Here is an 18524-nt window from a genome sequence, read left to right on the forward strand (position 1 = left end):
AAGGCCCCGCTTCGGCGGGGCCTTTTGCATGGGCGGGACAGCCGTTACCCTGTGCCACCCGCAGACGGAGGCAAGGGCGTGATCGCGGCACACAGGACAGCAGAAGACCGGCTGGTGCGAATGGACCTGACGCGCGAGCATCTGCGCGATGCCATCTGGATCGACCTGAGAGCGCCGACCGTAGCGGAAGAGGATGCGGTCGAAGCGGCCCTTGGCATCGACATTCCCACGCGCGAGGACATGCAGGAGATCGAGGTCTCGTCCCGGATCTACCGCGAGGACGGGGCGCTGTTCCTGACGGCGCAGGTGGTGGCCACCGATGCCGCCCGGGCAATCGAGATTGGCCCGGTCACCTTCGTTGTGCTGCCCGACAGGCTGGTCAGCGTGCATTACCATCATCCGGGGTCTTTCGACTCTTTCGCTGACTGGGCCTCGCGGCACGACACGCCGCTGAAATGCGGGGTCGATGCGTTGCTGGGATTGCTGGAGGCGGTGGTGGACCGGCTGGCCGACATCCTGGAGGCCGAGGCACGGCGGCTTGATGGTCTGTCGCGGCAACTGTTCGCGCCCGACCGGGGTGCCGCGAACGGCGAGGACCTGTCTGACCTGCTGCGCAGGATCGGTCTGGCCGAGGACGTGAACGCCAAGGCAAGTGAAAGCCTGGGTACTCTTGTGCGGCTGGTGGGCTATCTGACGGTGGACAAGGAAGCGCATTCACCGTTGCGCATGGGGCAGGCGACGCGCACCCGGGCCAAGACCCTGTTGCAGGACATCCGCAGCCTGCACGAAGTGGTTGGCGCGCAGGCCGAGAAGGTCCGCTTCCTGCTGGATGCGACGCTGGGGGTGATCAGCATCCGTCAGTCGGACGTGATAAAGATCTTTTCGGTCGTTGCCTTCGTATTCCTGCCGCCGACGCTGATTGCCAGCATCTACGGGATGAACTTCGAGCACATGCCGGAACTGTCCTGGACCTGGGGCTATCCGATGGCGCTGGGGTTGATGGTTCTTTCGGCACTGGTGCCCTGGCTGATCTTTCGCTGGAAGAAATGGCTGTAGAAGAGGAGAGGCGATGCCTGCCCTGATCCCGACCGACCATGTGGCCCGTGTCGTCTGGCTGGGTTATCAGCCTGTGCCGGTGGAAAAGCTAGTGATCACCGCACAGCCGCTGATGGAAATGCCGCTGAGTTTCTCGGGCTTTGCGGGCGAGGTGCATTCCGGTCTGACGCGGCCGTCGTGCAGCCGGGTCGTGAAGCAGCATCCGAAGGGCACCGAGATCAGGAATGTCCGGCAGCTTTGCGTGGTCAGTGCCGAGGAAATGGCCGAGGTCGCCCGCGACATGGGGCTGTGCGCGATGGATTACGCCTGGGTCGGCGCCTCTCTGGTGGTCGAGGGCATCCCGGATTTCACCCATGTCCCGCCGTCGAGCCGGTTGCAGGGGCCGGACGGGGTGACGCTGGTCGTGGACATGGAGAACCTGCCTTGTCAGGAGCCGGCGGTGACCATCGACAGGGCATTGCCCGGGCAGGGCAAGGCGTTCAAGGCAGCCGCCGCGGGCAAGCGGGGCGTGACGGCCTGGGTCGAGCGCGAAGGGATCCTGCGGCTGGGCGACGAGCTGCGGTTGCACGTTCCGGCCCAAAGGCCCTGGCGCGGGTGATCCGGCTGGCCCTGGGCGGGCGCAGCCCCCAGACACCCGGCGGGATGTTTGCGCACAGAAGATGGGCAGATACAGCCGAATTTTCCGGCTTTGGTGCCGTGGTTTCTTATGGGAAACAGGTCAGGGCGAATTTCGCGGTTTTCAGGTCGGAAACCGGCCTAGGCATCGCCGTTTCGCCCGGTATCACGTCGCAAACGGAACAACCTGCCCCGTGGGAGACGCGACATGGCCTTCAAGACCGACATCGAAATTGCGCGCGAAGCGAAGAAGAAGCCGATCATGGAGATCGGGGCAAAGCTTGGCATCCCGGCCGAGCATCTGTTGCCCTACGGCCATGACAAGGCCAAGGTCAGCCAGGAGTTCATCAAGAGCCTGGCCGGCAAGCCCGACGGCAAGCTGATCCTCGTCACCGCGATCAACCCGACGCCGGCGGGTGAGGGCAAGACCACGACCACGGTGGGCCTGGGCGACGGGCTGAACCGGATCGGCAAGAAGGCGGTGATCTGCATCCGCGAGGCGTCCCTGGGCCCGAACTTCGGGATGAAGGGCGGCGCGGCGGGCGGCGGCATGGCCCAGGTCGTGCCGATGGAGGAAATGAACCTTCACTTCACGGGTGACTTCCATGCGATCACCTCGGCCCACAACCTGCTGGCGGCCATGATCGACAACCACATCTACTGGGGCAACGAACTTGGCATCGACGAGCGCCGCGTGGTCTGGCGCCGGGTGATGGACATGAACGACCGCGCGCTGCGCGACATCGTGGTCAGCCTCGGCGGGGTATCGAACGGCTTCCCGCGTCAGACCGGGTTCGACATCACGGTCGCCTCGGAAGTCATGGCTATCCTGTGCCTCGCCAACGACCTGGAAGATCTGCAGAAGCGTCTGGGCGACATCGTGGTGGCCTATACCCGCGACAAGAAGCCGATCTACTGCCGCGACCTCAAGGCCGACGGCGCGATGACGGTGCTTCTGAAGGACGCGATGCAGCCGAACTTGGTGCAGACGCTGGAAAACAACCCCGCCTTCGTCCACGGCGGCCCCTTCGCCAACATCGCGCATGGCTGCAACAGCGTCATCGCCACGAAGACGGCGCTGAAGCTGGGCGAGTACGTCGTGACCGAGGCGGGCTTCGGCGCCGACCTCGGGGCCGAGAAGTTCTTTGACATCAAGTGCCGCAAGGCCGGACTGAAACCCGCCGCTGCGGTGATCGTGGCCACGGTCCGCGCGATGAAGATGAACGGCGGCGTGGCCAAGGCCGATCTCGGCGCCGAGAATGTCGAGGCAGTGAAGAAGGGCTGTCCGAACCTCGGCCGCCACATCGCCAACGTCAAGAGCTTCGGCGTGCCGGTCGTCGTGGCGATCAACCACTTCTACAGCGACACGGATGCCGAAATCGCGGCGGTGAAGGCCTATGTCGCCGAACAGGGCGCCGAGGCGGTTCTGTGCAAGCACTGGGCGCAGGGCTCTGCCGGGATCGAGGATCTGGCGCGCGCCGTGGTCAAGCTTGCCGAAAGCGGCGCCTCGACCTTCGCGCCGCTTTATCCCGACGAGATGGGCCTGTTCCAGAAGATCGAGACCATCGCCAAGCGCATCTACCACGCCGACGAGGTGCTGGCCGACAAGTCGATCCGCGACCAGCTGAAGGCCTGGGAGGCCGCGGGCTATGGTCACCTGCCGATCTGCATGGCCAAGACGCAATACAGCTTCTCGACCGACCCCAACCTGCGCGGCGCGCCGACAGGCCATTCGGTCCCAGTGCGCGAGGTGCGACTGTCGGCCGGCGCGGGCTTCATCGTGGTGATCTGCGGCGAGATCATGACCATGCCGGGCCTGCCCAAGGTGCCGAGCGCCGAGGTGATCCGCCTGAACGAACAGGGCCAGGTCGAGGGCCTGTTCTAAGCGGTCGCATTGCCTATGGCGGGGCATCCCCTTATCTCGGGGGTGCCTCGCCCAGGGAGACGACGATGCGAAAGCCCGCAGACTGCACGACAATGGCCCATATCCGGGCTGAGATCGACCGGCTGGACGAGGATATCGTCCGGCTCTTTGCAGAGCGGGCGGCCTATATCGACCGCGCGGCCGAGATCAAGGCAGAGGCCGACCTGCCTGCCCGGATCGAGGCCCGCGTCGAGGAAGTGGTACGGAACGTCCGCCGCCATGCTGCCACCTACGGGCTGCCGCCCGATCTGGTGGAAAAGCTTTGGCGACGGCTGATCGACTGGTCGATCGCGCGCGAGGAAAGCAAGCTTGGACCGGACAGTCTGAGGAAGGGATGAGCGCGGGATGCCTGCCACGCTGATTGACGGCAAGGCCATTGCGGCCCGAATGCGTGAGGAAACGCGGGCTGAGGCCGCACGGCTGACGGCACTGGGCTGGACGCCGCGGCTGGTGTCGATTTCGGTCGGCGATGTGGCAGCGGCAGAGCTTTACGTCCGCAACCAGCAGAAGTCGGCCGAAGCCTCGGGCGTTGGATTCGAGGCGCGGAACTATCCCGAGACGATCAGCCTGGAGCAATTGCAGGGCGTGCTGGCAGGTCTGAACGCGGATCCGAGGGTGAACGGGATCATCATCCAGCGGCCGCTGCCTTCGCACATCCCGGTGAAGGCGTTGCAGAAGGCCGTACATCCCCTGAAGGATGTCGAGGGTATGCATCCCGCCTCGATCGGCAATATCGTGTACAACGATCTGGTGCTGGGCCCTTGCACCGCAGTCGCCGCGGTCGAGATCCTGAAGACCCTGCCGCTGAGGATGGAAGGGCTGGATGTCTGCGTGATCGGGCATTCCGAAATCGTGGGCAAGCCCATCGCCTTCCTGATGATGGGGCTGGGGGCTACGGTCACGGTCTGCCACCACATGACGCGCCAGGTCGCGGTGCACAGCCGGGCGGCGGATGCCGTCTTTGTGGCGGTAGGCAAGCCCGGCCTGGTGCGCGGCGAGATGCTGAAACCCGGCGCGGCGCTGATCGACATAGGCATCAACCGTGTTGACGGCCGCACTGTGGGAGATGCGGATTTTGCCAGTTGCGCCGAGGTAGCGGGATGGATCACGCCGGTCCCCGGCGGGGTGGGGCCGGTGACCGTGGCGATCCTGATGAAGAACGCGGTGCTGGCGACGCAGCTGCAGATGGAACATTACCGCACTGCCTTTGCGGCGGCGGTCTAGGGGGAGGGATGGCGATGACGGCCAGGGTGATAGACGGCAAGGCCTTTGCGGCACGGGTGCGGGCGCAGGTCGCGGAACATGTGGCACGGCTGAAGGAGGAGAACGGGATCCAGCCAGGTCTTGCCGTGGTGCTGGTGGGCGAGGATCCGGCCTCGAAGGTCTATGTCAGGAACAAGCATGCCTCGACGATCGAGGTCGGGATGGCAAGCTTCGAGCATCGCCTGCCGGCCGAGACATCGGAAGCCGACCTTCTGGCACTGATCGACCGGTTGAACGCGGACCCGAAGGTGCACGGAATTCTGGTGCAACTGCCGCTGCCGGGGCATCTGAACTCGGAATTGGTCATCAACCGGATCAATCCGGCGAAGGATGTGGACGGGTTCCACATTTCCAATGTCGGGCTGCTGGGAACCGGGCAGAAGGCGATGGTGCCCTGCACACCACTGGGATGCCTGATGATGCTGCGGGATCACCACGGCAAGCTTGCCGGGCTCGAGGCGGTTGTGGTGGGCCGGTCGAACATCGTCGGGAAGCCGATGGCGCAGCTTCTTCTGGGTGACAGCTGCACAGTGACGATCGCGCACAGCCGGACGAAGAACCTGGCCGAGGTCTGCCGCCGCGCCGACATCCTGGTTGCGGCGGTAGGCCGGCCAGAGATGATCACCGGCGACATGGTGAAGCCGGGGGCTACGGTGATCGATGTCGGCATCAACCGGATCGAGCGCGATGGGAAGGGTGTCCTGGTGGGCGACGTGCATTACACGAGCGCAGCAGAGGTTGCGGGGGCGATCACCCCGGTGCCGGGTGGTGTCGGGCCCATGACCATTGCCTGCCTTCTGGCCAACACGCTGACTGCCAGCTGCCGGGCGCATGGACTGGCCGAGCCCGAAGGGCTGACCGCTTAGGCTGGGCAGCACGCCACCTACCTGGGCATCGGAATGGCAAGGACGCGCGGGCCCGTCAGGACTGCCAGTGCATCCTGCGCCATCAGGGTGGCCAGCGCCGGATCATCGCAGCGCAGGCCTCCGGTGTAGGTGCCGTAGGCGGGCAGGATAAGCCGGCTCGAGTCGACCAGAAAACAGGGGCGCCACTGGCCGGCAAGCTGGGCTTTCGGGTGGTAGTGTCCCGATATCTCTGCCCGGTCTGCCGGGTCGGCAATGTGGCGGAAGGTGAAGGGCCGCAGACCGAGTTCGGACCGGTGAGAGCCGCCGAGTTCGATCGGGCCGGGGTCGTGGTTGCCGGTGATCCAGATCCAGGTGCGCCCGGCGATCAACCGGGCAAGCCAGAGACGGTATGTGTCATCAAGGCCATTGGCGGCGGCAAGGTCATCGAAGCTGTCGCCAAGGCAGATGACTGTGCTGGCCCCCGTGGCGTCGATATCTCGGTCGAGCTTTTCCAGAGTCGCGTGCGTTTCATACGGCGGCAACAGCGCTCCGCTGCGGCGTGCAAAGCGTTCGGATCTGCCGAGATGCAGGTCAGAAACGGCAAGCAATCCACTTGCGGGCCAGAACATGGCCCCTGATGGCATCAGGTGCAGGGTTTCGCCCCAAAAGCTGCAAGGGACCATCGGTCGTGACACGCCTGTTTCACGGGCGAACGCCCGGGATCAGGATCATCCTATGACAATGACCGCGCGGAGCCGCCAGCGCAATCTGAACGGTGGAAGCGAACAACCCCGGACCAGATTTGGGCTCGGAATGCGCCCGAAATCAGCCCCTGTAGCAGGTGGCCTTCTTGCCAGAACCGGCCGGCGAGCAGACCCAGCTTGCTCCCCTGGCAAGGCCCCGCGCCTTGATGATCGCCGCGCGGGTGCGGGCGATGGCTTCGGCATTCGAAATCGGCCTTGCTGCGTTGGCGAACCAGTCGAACTGGACGGACGGACGCGAGGAACGGTCCTCTGACGCAAGAACCGGCATGCCGGACAATGCCGCTATTGCCGCCACCGCGACCAGCCCGAAGCGCTTTCTAGCCATCGCACGATCCCCCTGATGGGTGCGGCGCGAACGCCGCACGTCAACAAGGGATTCATGCCGGTCTTTCTGGCCCAAATCGGTCGGGAAATGGGCGATTTCAGGAATTGTCCGGCAGGGTGCGCTTGTCCACGCGCCAGTCGGGCAGTCCGAAGCCATCACGCCAGGGGTAGACTTCGGGCTGGTTGAAATAGACCGAGCCAATCAGCAGAGGCATGTTAGGCCGGGTCTGGCGAACCTGGTTTTCCCAAAGGTTTACATAGGCTTCGCGGCCGGAATAGCCCACCTCGGCCACAAGGATCGGCTTGCCGAAGCCCTTGAGCCGATCATAGCGTTCGGTCAGCCAGTCCTCGAACGTCTTCGCTCCTCCCAGGACTTTCTCCTCCCAGGGTTCCAGTCCGAAGATCGACATGCCCACAATGTCGACATAATCGTCACCGGGATAGTATTCGGTCGCATTTTCCAGCCCCAGTGGCGACCAGACAACGTTGATGTTCGGCGCCTCGTCCCGGCAGATGTCGATCATGCGGCGGTAGGCAGCAATATAGTCCTCGGGGCGCCAGCCGGCCCAGATGAAATGGCCTTCGTCATAGTCCATTTCATGCCCCCAGCGGACAGAGATTGGGCTTTGCAGCGTGCCGATCACCGAACAGATGCTACGCATGTTGGCATCGTAGTATCCCGCCCGGATCCCGTCTCGCAGGAACCTGGCCGTGTTGCGTTCGCTGCGGGTCCACGTCCATGGCTCGATGGTAATCAGAAGGGCGCGGTTGCGGGCCAGGGCATACTGGTCGACATCCAGAAGCGAGGACAGGTTCACGTCCTCCCAGGGCAGGAAGACATGTTCGATCGTCACCTGCGTGTCGGCCTGGAATTGCCCATCGGGATCGTAGACGCCGAAGGGCAGGTCGCCGGGTGGTGCTGCCTCGCCTGGCAAGGCGAGGGGCAGGCAGAGACTCAGGGCCAGTGCAACTTTTCTTGTGCCATTCATCGCAGTCTCTCCTCAGTGGAGGCCCGACGGGGGTCGAACCAATTCAAAAGTGAAACGATAGTCGGCCAGTCCGGCCTGCCCCGATCCTGCACCGGCCACCCGGGTCTGCATCTGCACCAGCTTGATGCGTTCCAGGCCCTGGGTGATGCCATAGGCACCTTCGGCCGCGCGTGAAGAATAGGCGGCGAAAGTCAGGCCGACAAGCAGGACGGTCATCGCCATCTGCAGCCCCGCATCCGTGCGGGTGCCGAAGAAGGTCCAGCCGTTTTCCGAAAGGTGATGCCAGATCGTCACCAGAACGACCGAGACATAGAGCGTTCCCGAAAGCAGCGTCAGCAGGTAGAAGCCCTTCGCCTCGGTCAGGCGCGGGCCGAAAAGGACCGGCAGGATGCAGCCCATCGCAAGTGCCGCATAGACGAGAAGCACCCCGGTGGGCAGCCGGCGGCGCGATGCTTCGCCCTTGGGGGTGATGCGGAAATCGACGAAGCGGCCGGTCACCGTGTCGCGGATCGCCATGATACATCCCCACAGCACCCAGGGCCACTGCAGGGCGAGGAAGAGGATGCGCTCCCAGCTGATCACCGACGCATCGACCGGGCGGAAATGGCCCATGCCGTGCAAGCTCCATGCGATGGCCAGCATTACGAAGATCATCGGCAGCACATGCCCGAAATAATCGGGATAGGTGACCGCCGAATAGCGGATGTCGAAGATCACCGCCACGATGGGCAGCAGATACATGGCGCAGAAGGTCAGCGCGATCAGGGGATAGAGCAGCTGACAGAAAAGGAATTGCGCCCGCAGACGCGGGGGCAGGCTGGGCAGGTAGCGCGGCGTGTGCTGCAAGAGCAACGTGACCAGACTGCGCGACCACTGGAATTCCTGCGTCACCATGTCGGCGACGGTCGCAGGCCCGTCGCCGATCGCGATGGCGTCGATCGCATGGACGCCTTTCCAGCCGCCTGCGTTCAGGATCATCGTGGTCGAATGATCCTCGGCCAGTTCGGGGCCAAGGCCCCCGACTTCCCGCAGCGCCTTGGTGCGAACCGCGTAGTGCGATCCAATGCACATGGGGGCGAAGCCGTTGGAATAGCCCGCCTGAAGGATGCCATGGAATCCGCCTTCGGTGTGCAGTCGGGTGCGTGCCGCCCAGTTCAGCGGTGCATTGGACGAGCAGATCGACGGGGCCGAAACATAGCCGACCTCCGGGTCGGCGAAGGGGCGCAGCATCTCGCGCAGATAGCCGGGCTGAGGCACATGATCGGCGTCAAGCTGGCAGACCACGTCATAGTTCGCATAGCCCCAGTGATCATAGAAATAGGCGAGGTTGCCTTCCTTGCAGCGTGTGCGGCGTGGCCAGGTGGGGCGGTGATAATCCTTCACGCCATGCCTTGTCGAAACGCGCACCCCCCTTGCGGCGCACCAGGCCAGCGTGGTGCGCGAGGGGTTCTCGTCGGCCAGCCAGGTGTCGTGCGGGATGTCCTGGGCCAGCATCGCCTCAAGCGTGCGGCGCACCACCTCGAAGGGCTCGGAAGGGGTCTTGGTGACGATCATTGCCACCCGCAGACCCAGATGCGTCGGGTCCGGCGCGGCCGAACGGACGGCACGGTGGGCGAAGGCCAGGAAGAAGGCCTGCAGGAAGGTGATCCAGCCAATGAGCAGCGACACGATCCCGAATTTCAGCCAGCCGACCCAGCCGGCGCTGCCATCGACATGAGAGGGGTCAAGCCACCAGATCCAGAACCAAAGGGCAGCTGCAATCCACAGGCCAGTCAGCAGTTGCAGCCATCGGCGCTCGGGCACCGACAGAAGCGGGACAAGCCAGGGGTTGGTCGTCTCACGCGGCATGGCGCAGCCCGTAGACAAGGGCGGCATCGGTCAGAAGCGTTGTCAGATCCGACCGTTCCGCGACAAAGCCCAGCCGGTCGCGCGCGGCCGACGGGTCGGCGACCAGAGCAGGCGGGTCGCCAGGGCGGCGGGGCGCCCAGATCACCGGCATCTGCCGACCGGTCATCGCCTCGATCCCGGCGACGATCTGGCGGATCGACAGGCCCTGTCCGGTGCCAAGGTTAAGGTGCAGCGTCTCGCCCCCGTCCAGAAGGTGCCTCAGCGCCAGAACATGGGCGCGAGCGAGATCGCAGACGTGGATGTAGTCGCGGATGCAGGTGCCGTCTGGCGTGGGGTAGTCGGTGCCATAGACCTGAAGTGCCGGCCCCTGCCCGGTGGCCGCGCGCAGGGCCAGCGGCAGAAGGTGGGTTTCCGGTTCGTGCCGTTCAAACAGCTCGCCTTCGGGGTCGGCGCCAGCCGCGTTAAAGTAGCGCAGCGCGGCATAGCGCAGACCATGGGCGGCGGCGTGGTCGGCAAGCATCTGTTCGCAGATCAGTTTGGTGCGACCATACGGATTGATCGGCACCTGCGGCGTCGTCTCGGCGATAGGCAGCCGGTCGGGCACGCCATAGGTGGCGCAGCTTGAGGAAAAGACGATCCGGTCTAGCCCGGCCGCGTGACAGCCCGAGATCAGGCCGATCATGCCGCCCAGATTGTTGTCGTAATAGAGGCCGGGATTCATCATGCTTTCACCGACATAGGCCGATGCGGCGAAATGGATGACGGCTTCCACCCTGTATTGGCGCAGGACCACCTCGACCGCTCCTGCATCGCGCACGTCCCCTGCCACGAAGGGGCCGTAGCGGACAGCGTCGCGGTGACCGGTCGACAGGTTGTCGAAAGCTACCGGCAGGAACCCTGCCCGGGCCAGTGCCTTGCAGGTGTGCGAGCCGATGAAGCCCGCGCCCCCAGTGACCAGGATGGCGGGCCCTGCGGTCATGACACGAGAACCGGCTTGCCAGGCATGGGGGCGCCGATGCGCTGGGCGAACCAGGCGATCGTCTTGTCAAGGCCCCGGTCCAGCGGCACCGTGGGCGCCCAGCCCAGGACGTCGCGGGCGCGGGTGATGTCGGGCCTGCGCTGGCGCGGGTCGTCCTGCGGCAGGGGCTGGAAGGTGATGGGCGTGCGGCGGCCGGTCTTGGACTGGACCAGCTCGGCCAGTTGCAGCATGGTGAACTCTCCGGGATTGCCTAGGTTTACGGGCATTTTCTCGTCGCTTGCCATGAGCCGGATCAGCCCTTCCACCAGATCGTCCACGTAGCAGAAGCTGCGGGTTTGCGAGCCGTCGCCATATACCGTCAACGGCTGGCCCCGCAGGGACTGGACGATGAAGTTAGACACCACGCGCCCGTCCTCGGGATCCATCTGCGGGCCGTAGGTGTTGAAGATGCGCGCGATCCGCGTCTCGAGCCCGCGATGCGCGCCGTATTCCCAGAACAGCGTCTCGGCCGCACGTTTGCCTTCGTCATAGCAGGCCCTGGGTCCGACGGTATTGACGCAACCCCTGTAGCTTTCGGGCTGCGGCGAGATCTCGGGGTCGCCATAGATCTCGGACGTCGAGGCCAGAAGGATCCGCGCGCCCTTGCGCTCGGCCAGGGTCAGCAGGTTGAGCGATCCCTCGATCGAGGTGCGAAAGGTGTGGATCGGGTTCGCCTGATAGCGTGGCGGCGATGCCGGGCAGGCGAGGTTGTAGATTTCGTCCACCGGACCCGAGATGGCCAGCGGCGAAATGATGTCCTGACGGATGAAGCGGAAGCGGGGATGCTTGGCCAGAGACGCGATGTTGTCTGCCGATCCGGTCACGAGATTGTCGACACAGATCACTGACTGGCCGGAAGAAATGAGCCTTGCGCAGAGTGCCGATCCGACAAAGCCGGCACCGCCGGCGATCACAACTACCTTCTGCCCCGGCAAACCACGCTTTCCATGGCCTGGTGTATCCAAGAAGTCACGCATTGAACCCCCCCTTCAAATCGCCGCGAATGTAAATGACCATTCAAGACCATACGTCGATGACGGCTGTCCCGACGGACGGGCAGCTATGCAAATCCATGCCTTACCGCGTCATTTGCGCTATTGCTGGCGTTGCATTCACTGGCATCCTCGACTATCGAGGAATTCCCATTTTTGTCAATGTTAGGCCATAATTAGACATCATTTGGACACATTCGATCGACCGCAAGCGATATCTCGCATGAAGTCTGGCCTATCGAAAGGCTCTATGCAATCTTAAGTAGTTACGTGGCTTTTTCCTGCACCACAAACGATAGCAGCTTGCGAATCGCTGAGCGCGCGCTTCACGTCGAAGAACCTCTTTGCCGCAATCTTGCCATGAAGTCGGAGGCGCCAGGCGTGGTGTCGAGGGCGGCCCTAGGGGTCTGACCGGACTTGGGCAGGCGGATCGGTCAGGCTAGGCCCGCAGCCTTCATCAGGGCCTGCGCCTGGGCGCTGGCCAGGCGGTCGCGCCCCTCGCCATGAACGGGAATGCGCCCCGGCTCGAAGAACAGGGGGGCGGCCAGCGGTGTGACGCGGGAAAGACGGCGGAGGTCGATATTCTGGCCGATGCGGGCCAGAAGGGCCTCGATGCGGGAAAAGTCGATGAGGCCGCGCAGCGCCTCTTCCCGGGTGATCTGCAAAAGGAGGTGGTCGGGATCGTAGCGGCGCAGCGTGTCATAAAGAATATCGGAGGAGAAGGTCGCCTGACGCCCGGTCTTGCGCCGGCCCTGGTGGCTGCGTTCGATAAGCCCGGCGATGATGGCGGTCGCGCGGAAGGTGCGCTTCATCACGGCGTTGCCGGCAAGCCAGCTGTCCAGGCCGTCGCGCAGCGTGGCAAGATCGAACAGTGGTGCCGGGTCGGTGACCGGGTCAAGGCCCCAGATCAGCGTGGCATAGTCGGTCGCGACGAAGCCGAGCGGGGCAAGGCCCTGCCTCTCCATCTGTTTCGTGACAAGCAGTCCGAGCGTCTGCTGGGCGTTGCGACCGGCGAAGCCGTAGATCACCAGATGTTCGCGGCCGTCGTGCGGGAAGCTTTCGAGGAGGAGAGAGTGCGGATCGGGCAGGCGCGAGACCTCGCGCTGCTTGGCCAGCCACGATGCGGTGTGGGCGGGCAGATCGGGCCAGCTGTCCTGCTGGAAGATGCCCAGGATGCGTTCGGCGAGCAGGGTGGATGTTGCGAACTTGGTGCCGTTGAAGACTGCGACCCTTGGATCGCGGCCTGGTGTCTTAGATACCTCGACAGTCATCTCGCGCAGCCCCTCGTAGCGGACGATCTGGCCGCCGATCAGGAAGGTGTCGCCGGGGGTCAGGGTGGCGGCGAAGGATTCCTCGACCTCGCCCAAGGGAGTGCCATGATTGCGCAGGCGGACCTTCAGCGTCTCGATGTCGATGATCGTGCCAAGATTCTGGCGGATCACCGCGGCGGCGCGGGGATCGCGCAGCTGCCATTTCCCACCGCTTTGCTTCAGGCGCTGCCAGCGGTCATAGGCCCGCAGCGCATAGCCTCCGGTGGCGACGAAATCGAGACAAGCGTCGAATTCCGCCCTGGTCAAAAGGGCATAGGGGCCGGTGGAGATGACCTCGGCATAGAGGGAATCGGCGTCGAAGGGGCCGGCGCAGGCGGTTGCAAGGATGTGCTGGCAGAGGACGTCGCGGGGGCCGGGGCCGCGCGGTTCTCCGTCCAGGGTGCGGGCGCGGACTGCGTCAAGGGCGGCTTGGCATTCCACCACCTCGAAGCGGTTGGCGGGGACGAGAAGTGCCTTGGAGGGCGCATTGTAGCGGTGGTTGGCGCGGCCGATGCGCTGGACAAGGCGCTTGACGTTCTTCGGCGCGCCGACCTGGATAACCAGGTCCACGTCCCCCCAGTCGATGCCGAGGTCGAGCGAGCCGGTGCACACGACGGCGCGCAGTGCGCCAGCGGCCATGGCCTGTTCTACACGCTGGCGGCTTTCGCGGGAAAGCGAGCCGTGGTGAATGCCGATCGGAAGGTCATCCGTGTTGGAAAGCCAGAGGTCGTGGAAGAAAAGTTCTGCCTGGGCGCGGGTGTTGTGGAAGATCAGCGTGGTGCGGTGGCGCCGGATCTGGTCGAGGATCGCGGGTATGGCGTAACGGCCGCCGCCGCCCGACCACGGCGGGGGGGCTGCGGTTTCCAGCATCGAGATGTCGGGGTCGGGGCCGGGGTCAGCCTGCAGGATCGTGGTTTCGGGTGCAAGGAAGCGCGCCAGGGCAGCCGGATTCTCGACGGTGGCGGAAAGCCCTACGCGGCGAAGCTGCGGATTCAGCGACTTGAGACGGGCGAGTTGCAGGACGAGCTGGTCGCCGCGTTTCGATTCGGCAAGCGCATGAATTTCGTCAACGATCACCCGTTGCAGACCGGCGAAGATGCGGGGGGCGTCCTCGTAGGAAAGCAGAAGGGCCAGGCTTTCCGGCGTCGTCAGCAGGATATGCGGCGGATCGGCACGCTGGCGGCGGCGCTGGATGTAGCCGGTATCGCCGGTGCGGTCCTCGACCCGGATCCTGAGGCCCGCACCCTCGATCGGCGTGCGCAGGTTGCGGCGGATGTCGGCGGTCAGCGCCTTCAGGGGCGAAACATAAAGGGTGTGAATACCGGCCGGAGGATCGGCCCCCAGTTCGGCGAGGGTGGGCAGGAACCCCGCCAGCGTCTTGCCGCCGCCCGTAGGCGCAATGAGAAGGGTGGAAGGCTCGTGCGCCTGTTCCACCATCTGAAGCTGGTGGGAGTGAAGCGTCCAGCCCTGGGCGGCGAACCAGTCGGAGAGGGCGGGGGGCAGCGTCAGCATGGCGCAGAGATAGACTGCGATCGTGTGCAGGGAAACCCGGTTGCGACCTGCCCTGGCCCGCCGTCGGGCCGGGCGCTCCGGGCAGAGCGCCGCAGTGACCATCTTGCCTTTTCCCTTCGGCTCGGGTGAGGTCGCGCCATGCGTGCTACGACCGATCTGGGCCGCCCCGTTGAGGGGGCGCTGTGGATGCTGGCCACGGGTCTGGCCTTCGTGGGGGTAAACGGCATTGTCCGGCATCTGGGCACCGACATGCCGGCGGCGCAGTCGGCCTTCATTCGCTTTGTCTTCGGGCTGGCCTTCCTGGCGCCCGCGCTGATTGCGATGCGTGGGACACGGCTGCCCACCGGCATCTGGCCGCTGTTCCTGTGGCGCGGCGCGCTGCATGTCGCGGCAGTGGTCTTCTGGTTCTGGGCCATGGCGCGTGTGCCAGTGGCCGAAATGGCGGCGATCGGCTTCCTGAACCCGGTGATCGTGCTGGTCATCGCGGGGCTTCTTCTGGGCGAGGGGCTGGGAAGGGGGCGGATTGTTTCGGTGCTTGTGGCCCTTGCCGGAGCGCTGGTCGTTCTGCGGCCGGGGCTGCGCGAGGTTACACCAGGGCATCTGGCGCAAATGGCGGCAACGGTCTGCTTTGCGGTTAGCTACATTTTCGCCAAGCGGCTGAGCGCGATGGCCCCTGCCAGCGTGGTGGTGGCCGTGCTTTCGGTGACCGTGGCTATGGGGCTGGCGCCGATCGCCTGGTGGGTCTGGCAGCCGGTCAGCGCGGTGCAGGTGGCCTGGCTGGCGGGCGTCGCGGCGCTGGCCACGCTGGGACATTACACCATGACGCGGGCCTTCCGGGCAGCGCCGCTGGCGGTGACGCAGCCGGTGACCTTCCTGCAGATCCTTTGGGCGGCATTGCTGGGTGCCCTGGTTTTCGGCGAGGCGGTGGACGGGTTCGTGATCCTGGGCGGGGCGCTGATCGTGGGGGCGGTCAGCCTCAACACCTGGGCTGAGGCGCGGCGGGGCCGGATTCCGCCGCAGCCCGTGCCGTAAGAGGCACGCAGCCCCCCCGCCTTCCCCTCTCCTCTCCACGAGGGGGAGGTGAGGGGCGGGGCCGCCAGTGTTGCGCACGGGCAAGGTGCTGCGCGCGGGGTGGTGAGCAGTTGTAGAGAAACCTTTCCTAGGGTCGCGGGCCACGGCGATCCTGCGGAGGTTTCAATGCCCGACGATACGACGATCCTGTCGCTGCCCCTGATTCTTCCGGCCCAGGCGCAGAAGCATGTCACCCACAACGAGGCGCTTTTGGCGCTGGATCTGATCGTCCAGCTTGCCGTGATCGACCGGGTAAGGACGGTGCCGCCGCAGCTTCCTTCGGTGGGGGACCGGCATATCGTTGCGGCGGGGGCAAGTGGCGACTGGGCGGGGCAGGCGGGACGGATTGCGCTGTATTCGGAAACCGGCTGGCAATTTACCCAACCCCTGCCGGGTTGGCGGGCGCATGTGCTGGCTGAGGGGCAGACGGCTGTCTTTGACGGGCTGGTGTGGAAGGCACCCTCGGATGGGCCGCTGACAGTGACGCAGCTGGGGGTCGCCGCGACTGCGGATGCGGTGAACCGGCTGGCGGTATCCGCCCCGGCGACGCTGCTGAACCATGCCGGTTCCGGGCATCAGCTGAAGGTGAACAAGGCGGCAGAGGGCGACACGTGCAGTCTTCTGTTCCAGACAGCCTTTTCCGGCCGGGCCGAGATGGGGACCGCGGGAAGCGACGATTTCAGCGTGAAGGTCAGTCTGGACGGCTCCGCCTGGGCAACGGCGCTGACGGCGGATGCCGCTTCGGGCGAGGTGACGCTGCCGCAACCTCTCCACCTGGGTGGGCAGGCGGTCGATCCGGCCTCGCCCCCGGACGGAACGCTGTGGCTGAACACGTCCACGGGCGAGGTGAAGGTTCGCTCGGCCGGGGTGACGCTTCCGGTGGCTGTTGGTGGCGGGGGGATCGCCGATGGCGACAAGGGTGACATCACCGTGTCGGGCAGCGGCACGGTCTGGACAATAGATGCGGGTGCGGTCGGTCTGTCGAAGCTGGCCGGGATCCCGGCCGATAGCTTTCTGGGTCGCGCGAGCGCTGGCCAGGGTGAGCCAGAGGTGCTGACGCCCGTTCAGGCGCGCAGCATCCTGAACATAGCCGATGGCGCCACGGCCAATGCCAGCGACGCGGCCCTGCGCGACCGGGCCACGCATACCGGGACGCAGCCGGCCAGCAGCATCACCGGGCTGGCGGCCGTGGCGACCAGTGGCTCGGCCAGCGATCTTGCCACAGGCATATTGCCGGCGGGTCGGTTCAACGACACGGCGCACGGTAACCGCGCCGGAGGTTCGTTGCACGCGACGGCCACGACCGGCGCGGCAGGCTTCATGTCGGCGGCGGACAAGGCGAAGCTGGACGGTGTTGCGACCGGAGCAAACAACTATACCCACCCTAACCACAGCGGCGACGTGACCAGCGCAGGAGACGGGGTGACCACGATTACTGCCAATGCCGTGACCAACGCCAAGCTGGCCGAAATGGCCACAGGCACGATCAAGGGCCGTTTCTCGGCCGGGCCCGGCGATCCCGAGGATCTGACCGGCGCGCAGGCGACAGCCTTGCTGGATACTTTCACCAGCGGCACCAAGGGCCTGGTCCCTGCCTCGGGCGGGGGCACGACGAACTTCCTGCGCGCCGACGGAACCTGGACGGCGCCTCCGGGTGGTGCCGGTGGCAGCCCGGGCGGCAGTTCAGGGGCAGTGCAGTGGAACGACGGCGGGTCGTTTGCAGGCGCAGCCAATGTCAGGATCGAAGGAAGCGAACTGTCCCTGCCGGCGATTGCGCCTCCGATGGCACCGGCGCCAGGCGGGGTGAAGCTGTTCGGACGATCGATCGGCGGGCGCATCATGCCCGCCTTCGTTGGCGCGAGCGGGCTTGACACGACCATCAGCCCGCATTTCGGGCGAAACAAGATCGGGATATTCCTTCCGCCCGGAAACGGGGGTTCGCTTACCAACATGGGGATTGCGACGGCGGCGGCGGGAACGGCCACGGCCGCCAGCGTAGGCACGACAAACCTGCATAGCTACATGCGCCGTCACGAATGGCTGGTGACGACCGCTTCGACCACGGCAGTGGCGGGGGTGCGGGCGAATGCCTTGCAGTGGGGGCTTGGTGGCACGGCGGCTGGGCTGGGCGGCTTTCATCTGGTCTGGCGCTGGGGGCCGGCGACCGGTGTCGCGAACGGGGCGCACCGTGCCTTTGTCGGGATGCGGGGTTCTGTTTCCGCGCCTAGCGACGTCGATCCTTCGACCCTGACAAACATGTGCGGCATGGGTTACGATTCATCCGACGTGACCATCCAGTTCCTGCACAACGACGCCACAGGCACGACGACGAAGATCGACCTGGGCCCGGACTTTCCGAAACCAAGCCAGGACCGGACCGCCGTCTACGAGATTGTGTTGTTCGCGCCGCCGGGACCGACGCAGATCCTGCACTACGCGGTGACAGACCTGGTTTCGGGGGCCGAGGCAACCGGTGCTGTAACAACCGATCTTCCCCCAGTGACTCAGCTTCTCGCACCGTGGAGCTACATCAGCGTGGGTGGGGTGTCGTCGGTCATCGGCCAGGCAGTCATGAGCCTTTACATCGAGACGGATTATTGAGGAGGCAGACATGCTGCACGTCGTCTTTACCGAAGATGGCATTCCCGGCTGGATCGGAAGCCAGCCGCGCGAAGGGTCGGAACCGATGGACAGGGATCTGGCGTTTCTGGCCGAGCATCGCCGGGCACCCGATGGCACCTGGGTCAGGCGGAGCGCGCCTTCCATCGCCGAGCCCACGGCAGAAGAGGTGCTTGCCCGCGCGAAGGCTGCCGCAGAGGTGGCGGAAGCTGAGCGCGAAGCGGCACTGCGCGAGGCCCTCAGCGAAGAAGCGGACCCGTTGTTCTTCAAATGGCAGCGCGACGAATGCCGGCGCGAGGACTGGCTTGCCGCAGTGGCCGCTGTGAAGGCGCGTTTCCCGAAGCCTTGAGCGGCTGCCGGTGAACCGGGACATG

At 65.2% G+C, this 18524-nt stretch carries 16 protein-coding genes; 9 read left to right on the top strand and 7 right to left on the bottom strand.

All coding sequences use genetic code 11. The annotated features are described in order from the left end of the window. Positions 1–78 precede the first annotated feature (78 nt). The 6 genes from EYB42_RS05430 to folD all read left to right on the top strand — a co-directional run bounded on the left by EYB42_RS05430 (position 79) and on the right by folD (position 5724). The gene (locus EYB42_RS05430) at positions 79–1056 is read left to right on the top strand and encodes a magnesium transporter CorA family protein (RefSeq protein WP_135448853.1); all 978 of its coding nucleotides are present in this window, start codon (positions 79–81) and stop codon (positions 1054–1056) included. A gap of 13 nt (positions 1057–1069) precedes the next feature. Beyond that, the gene (locus EYB42_RS05435) at positions 1070–1654 is read left to right on the top strand and encodes an MOSC domain-containing protein (RefSeq protein WP_135448854.1); all 585 of its coding nucleotides are present in this window, start codon (positions 1070–1072) and stop codon (positions 1652–1654) included. 225 nt (positions 1655–1879) lie between these two features. Further along, positions 1880–3556, top strand: coding sequence for a formate--tetrahydrofolate ligase (locus EYB42_RS05440; protein WP_135448855.1), 1677 nt, complete (start codon positions 1880–1882; stop codon positions 3554–3556). A gap of 65 nt (positions 3557–3621) precedes the next feature. Further along, on the top strand, positions 3622–3933 hold the full coding sequence (locus EYB42_RS05445) for a chorismate mutase (protein WP_135448856.1): 312 nt from the start codon (positions 3622–3624) through the stop codon (positions 3931–3933). Positions 3934–3940: 7 nt separating this feature from the next. Then, positions 3941–4819, top strand: coding sequence for a bifunctional 5,10-methylenetetrahydrofolate dehydrogenase/5,10-methenyltetrahydrofolate cyclohydrolase (locus EYB42_RS05450; protein WP_135448857.1), 879 nt, complete (start codon positions 3941–3943; stop codon positions 4817–4819). Positions 4820–4833: 14 nt separating this feature from the next. Continuing rightward, positions 4834–5724 (top strand): bifunctional methylenetetrahydrofolate dehydrogenase/methenyltetrahydrofolate cyclohydrolase FolD, encoded by an 891-nt coding sequence (folD, locus tag EYB42_RS05455; protein ID WP_135448858.1) that lies wholly within the window; start codon positions 4834–4836, stop codon positions 5722–5724. Between the two features lie 17 nt (positions 5725–5741). On the opposite strand, the gene pdeM is transcribed toward folD, so the two are convergent. From pdeM to EYB42_RS05490, 7 genes are all read right to left on the bottom strand, one after another. Next, on the bottom strand, positions 5742–6386 hold the full coding sequence (pdeM, locus tag EYB42_RS05460) for a ligase-associated DNA damage response endonuclease PdeM (RefSeq protein WP_135448982.1): 645 nt from the start codon (positions 6384–6386) through the stop codon (positions 5742–5744). A gap of 142 nt (positions 6387–6528) precedes the next feature. Then, on the bottom strand, positions 6529–6792 hold the full coding sequence (locus EYB42_RS05465; RefSeq protein ID WP_135448859.1) for a hypothetical protein: 264 nt from the start codon (positions 6790–6792) through the stop codon (positions 6529–6531). 97 nt (positions 6793–6889) lie between these two features. Further along, the gene (locus EYB42_RS05470; RefSeq protein ID WP_135448860.1) at positions 6890–7780 is read right to left on the bottom strand and encodes a glycoside hydrolase family 26 protein; all 891 of its coding nucleotides are present in this window, start codon (positions 7778–7780) and stop codon (positions 6890–6892) included. A gap of 12 nt (positions 7781–7792) precedes the next feature. Further along, on the bottom strand, positions 7793–9628 hold the full coding sequence (locus EYB42_RS05475; protein WP_135448861.1) for a glycosyltransferase: 1836 nt from the start codon (positions 9626–9628) through the stop codon (positions 7793–7795). Continuing rightward, a complete protein-coding gene (gene galE / locus EYB42_RS05480) occupies positions 9618–10607 on the bottom strand; it encodes a UDP-glucose 4-epimerase GalE (protein WP_135448862.1) in 990 nt (329 codons plus the stop codon). The genes EYB42_RS05475 and galE overlap by 11 nt, the downstream gene beginning before the upstream one ends. Then, positions 10604–11623 (bottom strand): UDP-glucuronic acid decarboxylase family protein, encoded by a 1020-nt coding sequence (locus tag EYB42_RS05485; RefSeq protein ID WP_135448863.1) that lies wholly within the window; start codon positions 11621–11623, stop codon positions 10604–10606. Before EYB42_RS05485 ends, galE begins: the two co-directional genes overlap by 4 nt. 449 nt (positions 11624–12072) lie before the next feature. After that, on the bottom strand, positions 12073–14460 hold the full coding sequence (locus EYB42_RS05490; protein WP_135448864.1) for a ligase-associated DNA damage response DEXH box helicase: 2388 nt from the start codon (positions 14458–14460) through the stop codon (positions 12073–12075). A gap of 138 nt (positions 14461–14598) precedes the next feature. Here EYB42_RS05490 and EYB42_RS05495 point away from each other — a divergent pair, with 138 nt between their 5' ends. From EYB42_RS05495 to EYB42_RS05505, 3 genes are all read left to right on the top strand, one after another. Then, positions 14599–15492 carry a DMT family transporter gene (locus tag EYB42_RS05495; protein WP_240783988.1) on the top strand — a complete coding sequence of 298 codons (894 nt, stop codon included), beginning with the start codon at positions 14599–14601 and terminating at the stop codon, positions 15490–15492. A gap of 165 nt (positions 15493–15657) precedes the next feature. Next, on the top strand, positions 15658–18132 hold the full coding sequence (locus EYB42_RS05500; protein ID WP_135448865.1) for a DUF2793 domain-containing protein: 2475 nt from the start codon (positions 15658–15660) through the stop codon (positions 18130–18132). A 10-nt stretch (positions 18133–18142) separates the two neighbouring features. Then, positions 18143–18499, top strand: a complete 357-nt coding sequence (locus tag EYB42_RS05505; RefSeq protein ID WP_135448866.1) for a hypothetical protein — start codon at positions 18143–18145, stop codon at positions 18497–18499. The last annotated feature ends 25 nt before the right edge of the window (positions 18500–18524 follow it).

The organism is Tabrizicola caldifontis, assembly GCF_004762095.1.
Taxonomy (GTDB): domain Bacteria; phylum Pseudomonadota; class Alphaproteobacteria; order Rhodobacterales; family Rhodobacteraceae; genus Tabrizicola; species Tabrizicola caldifontis.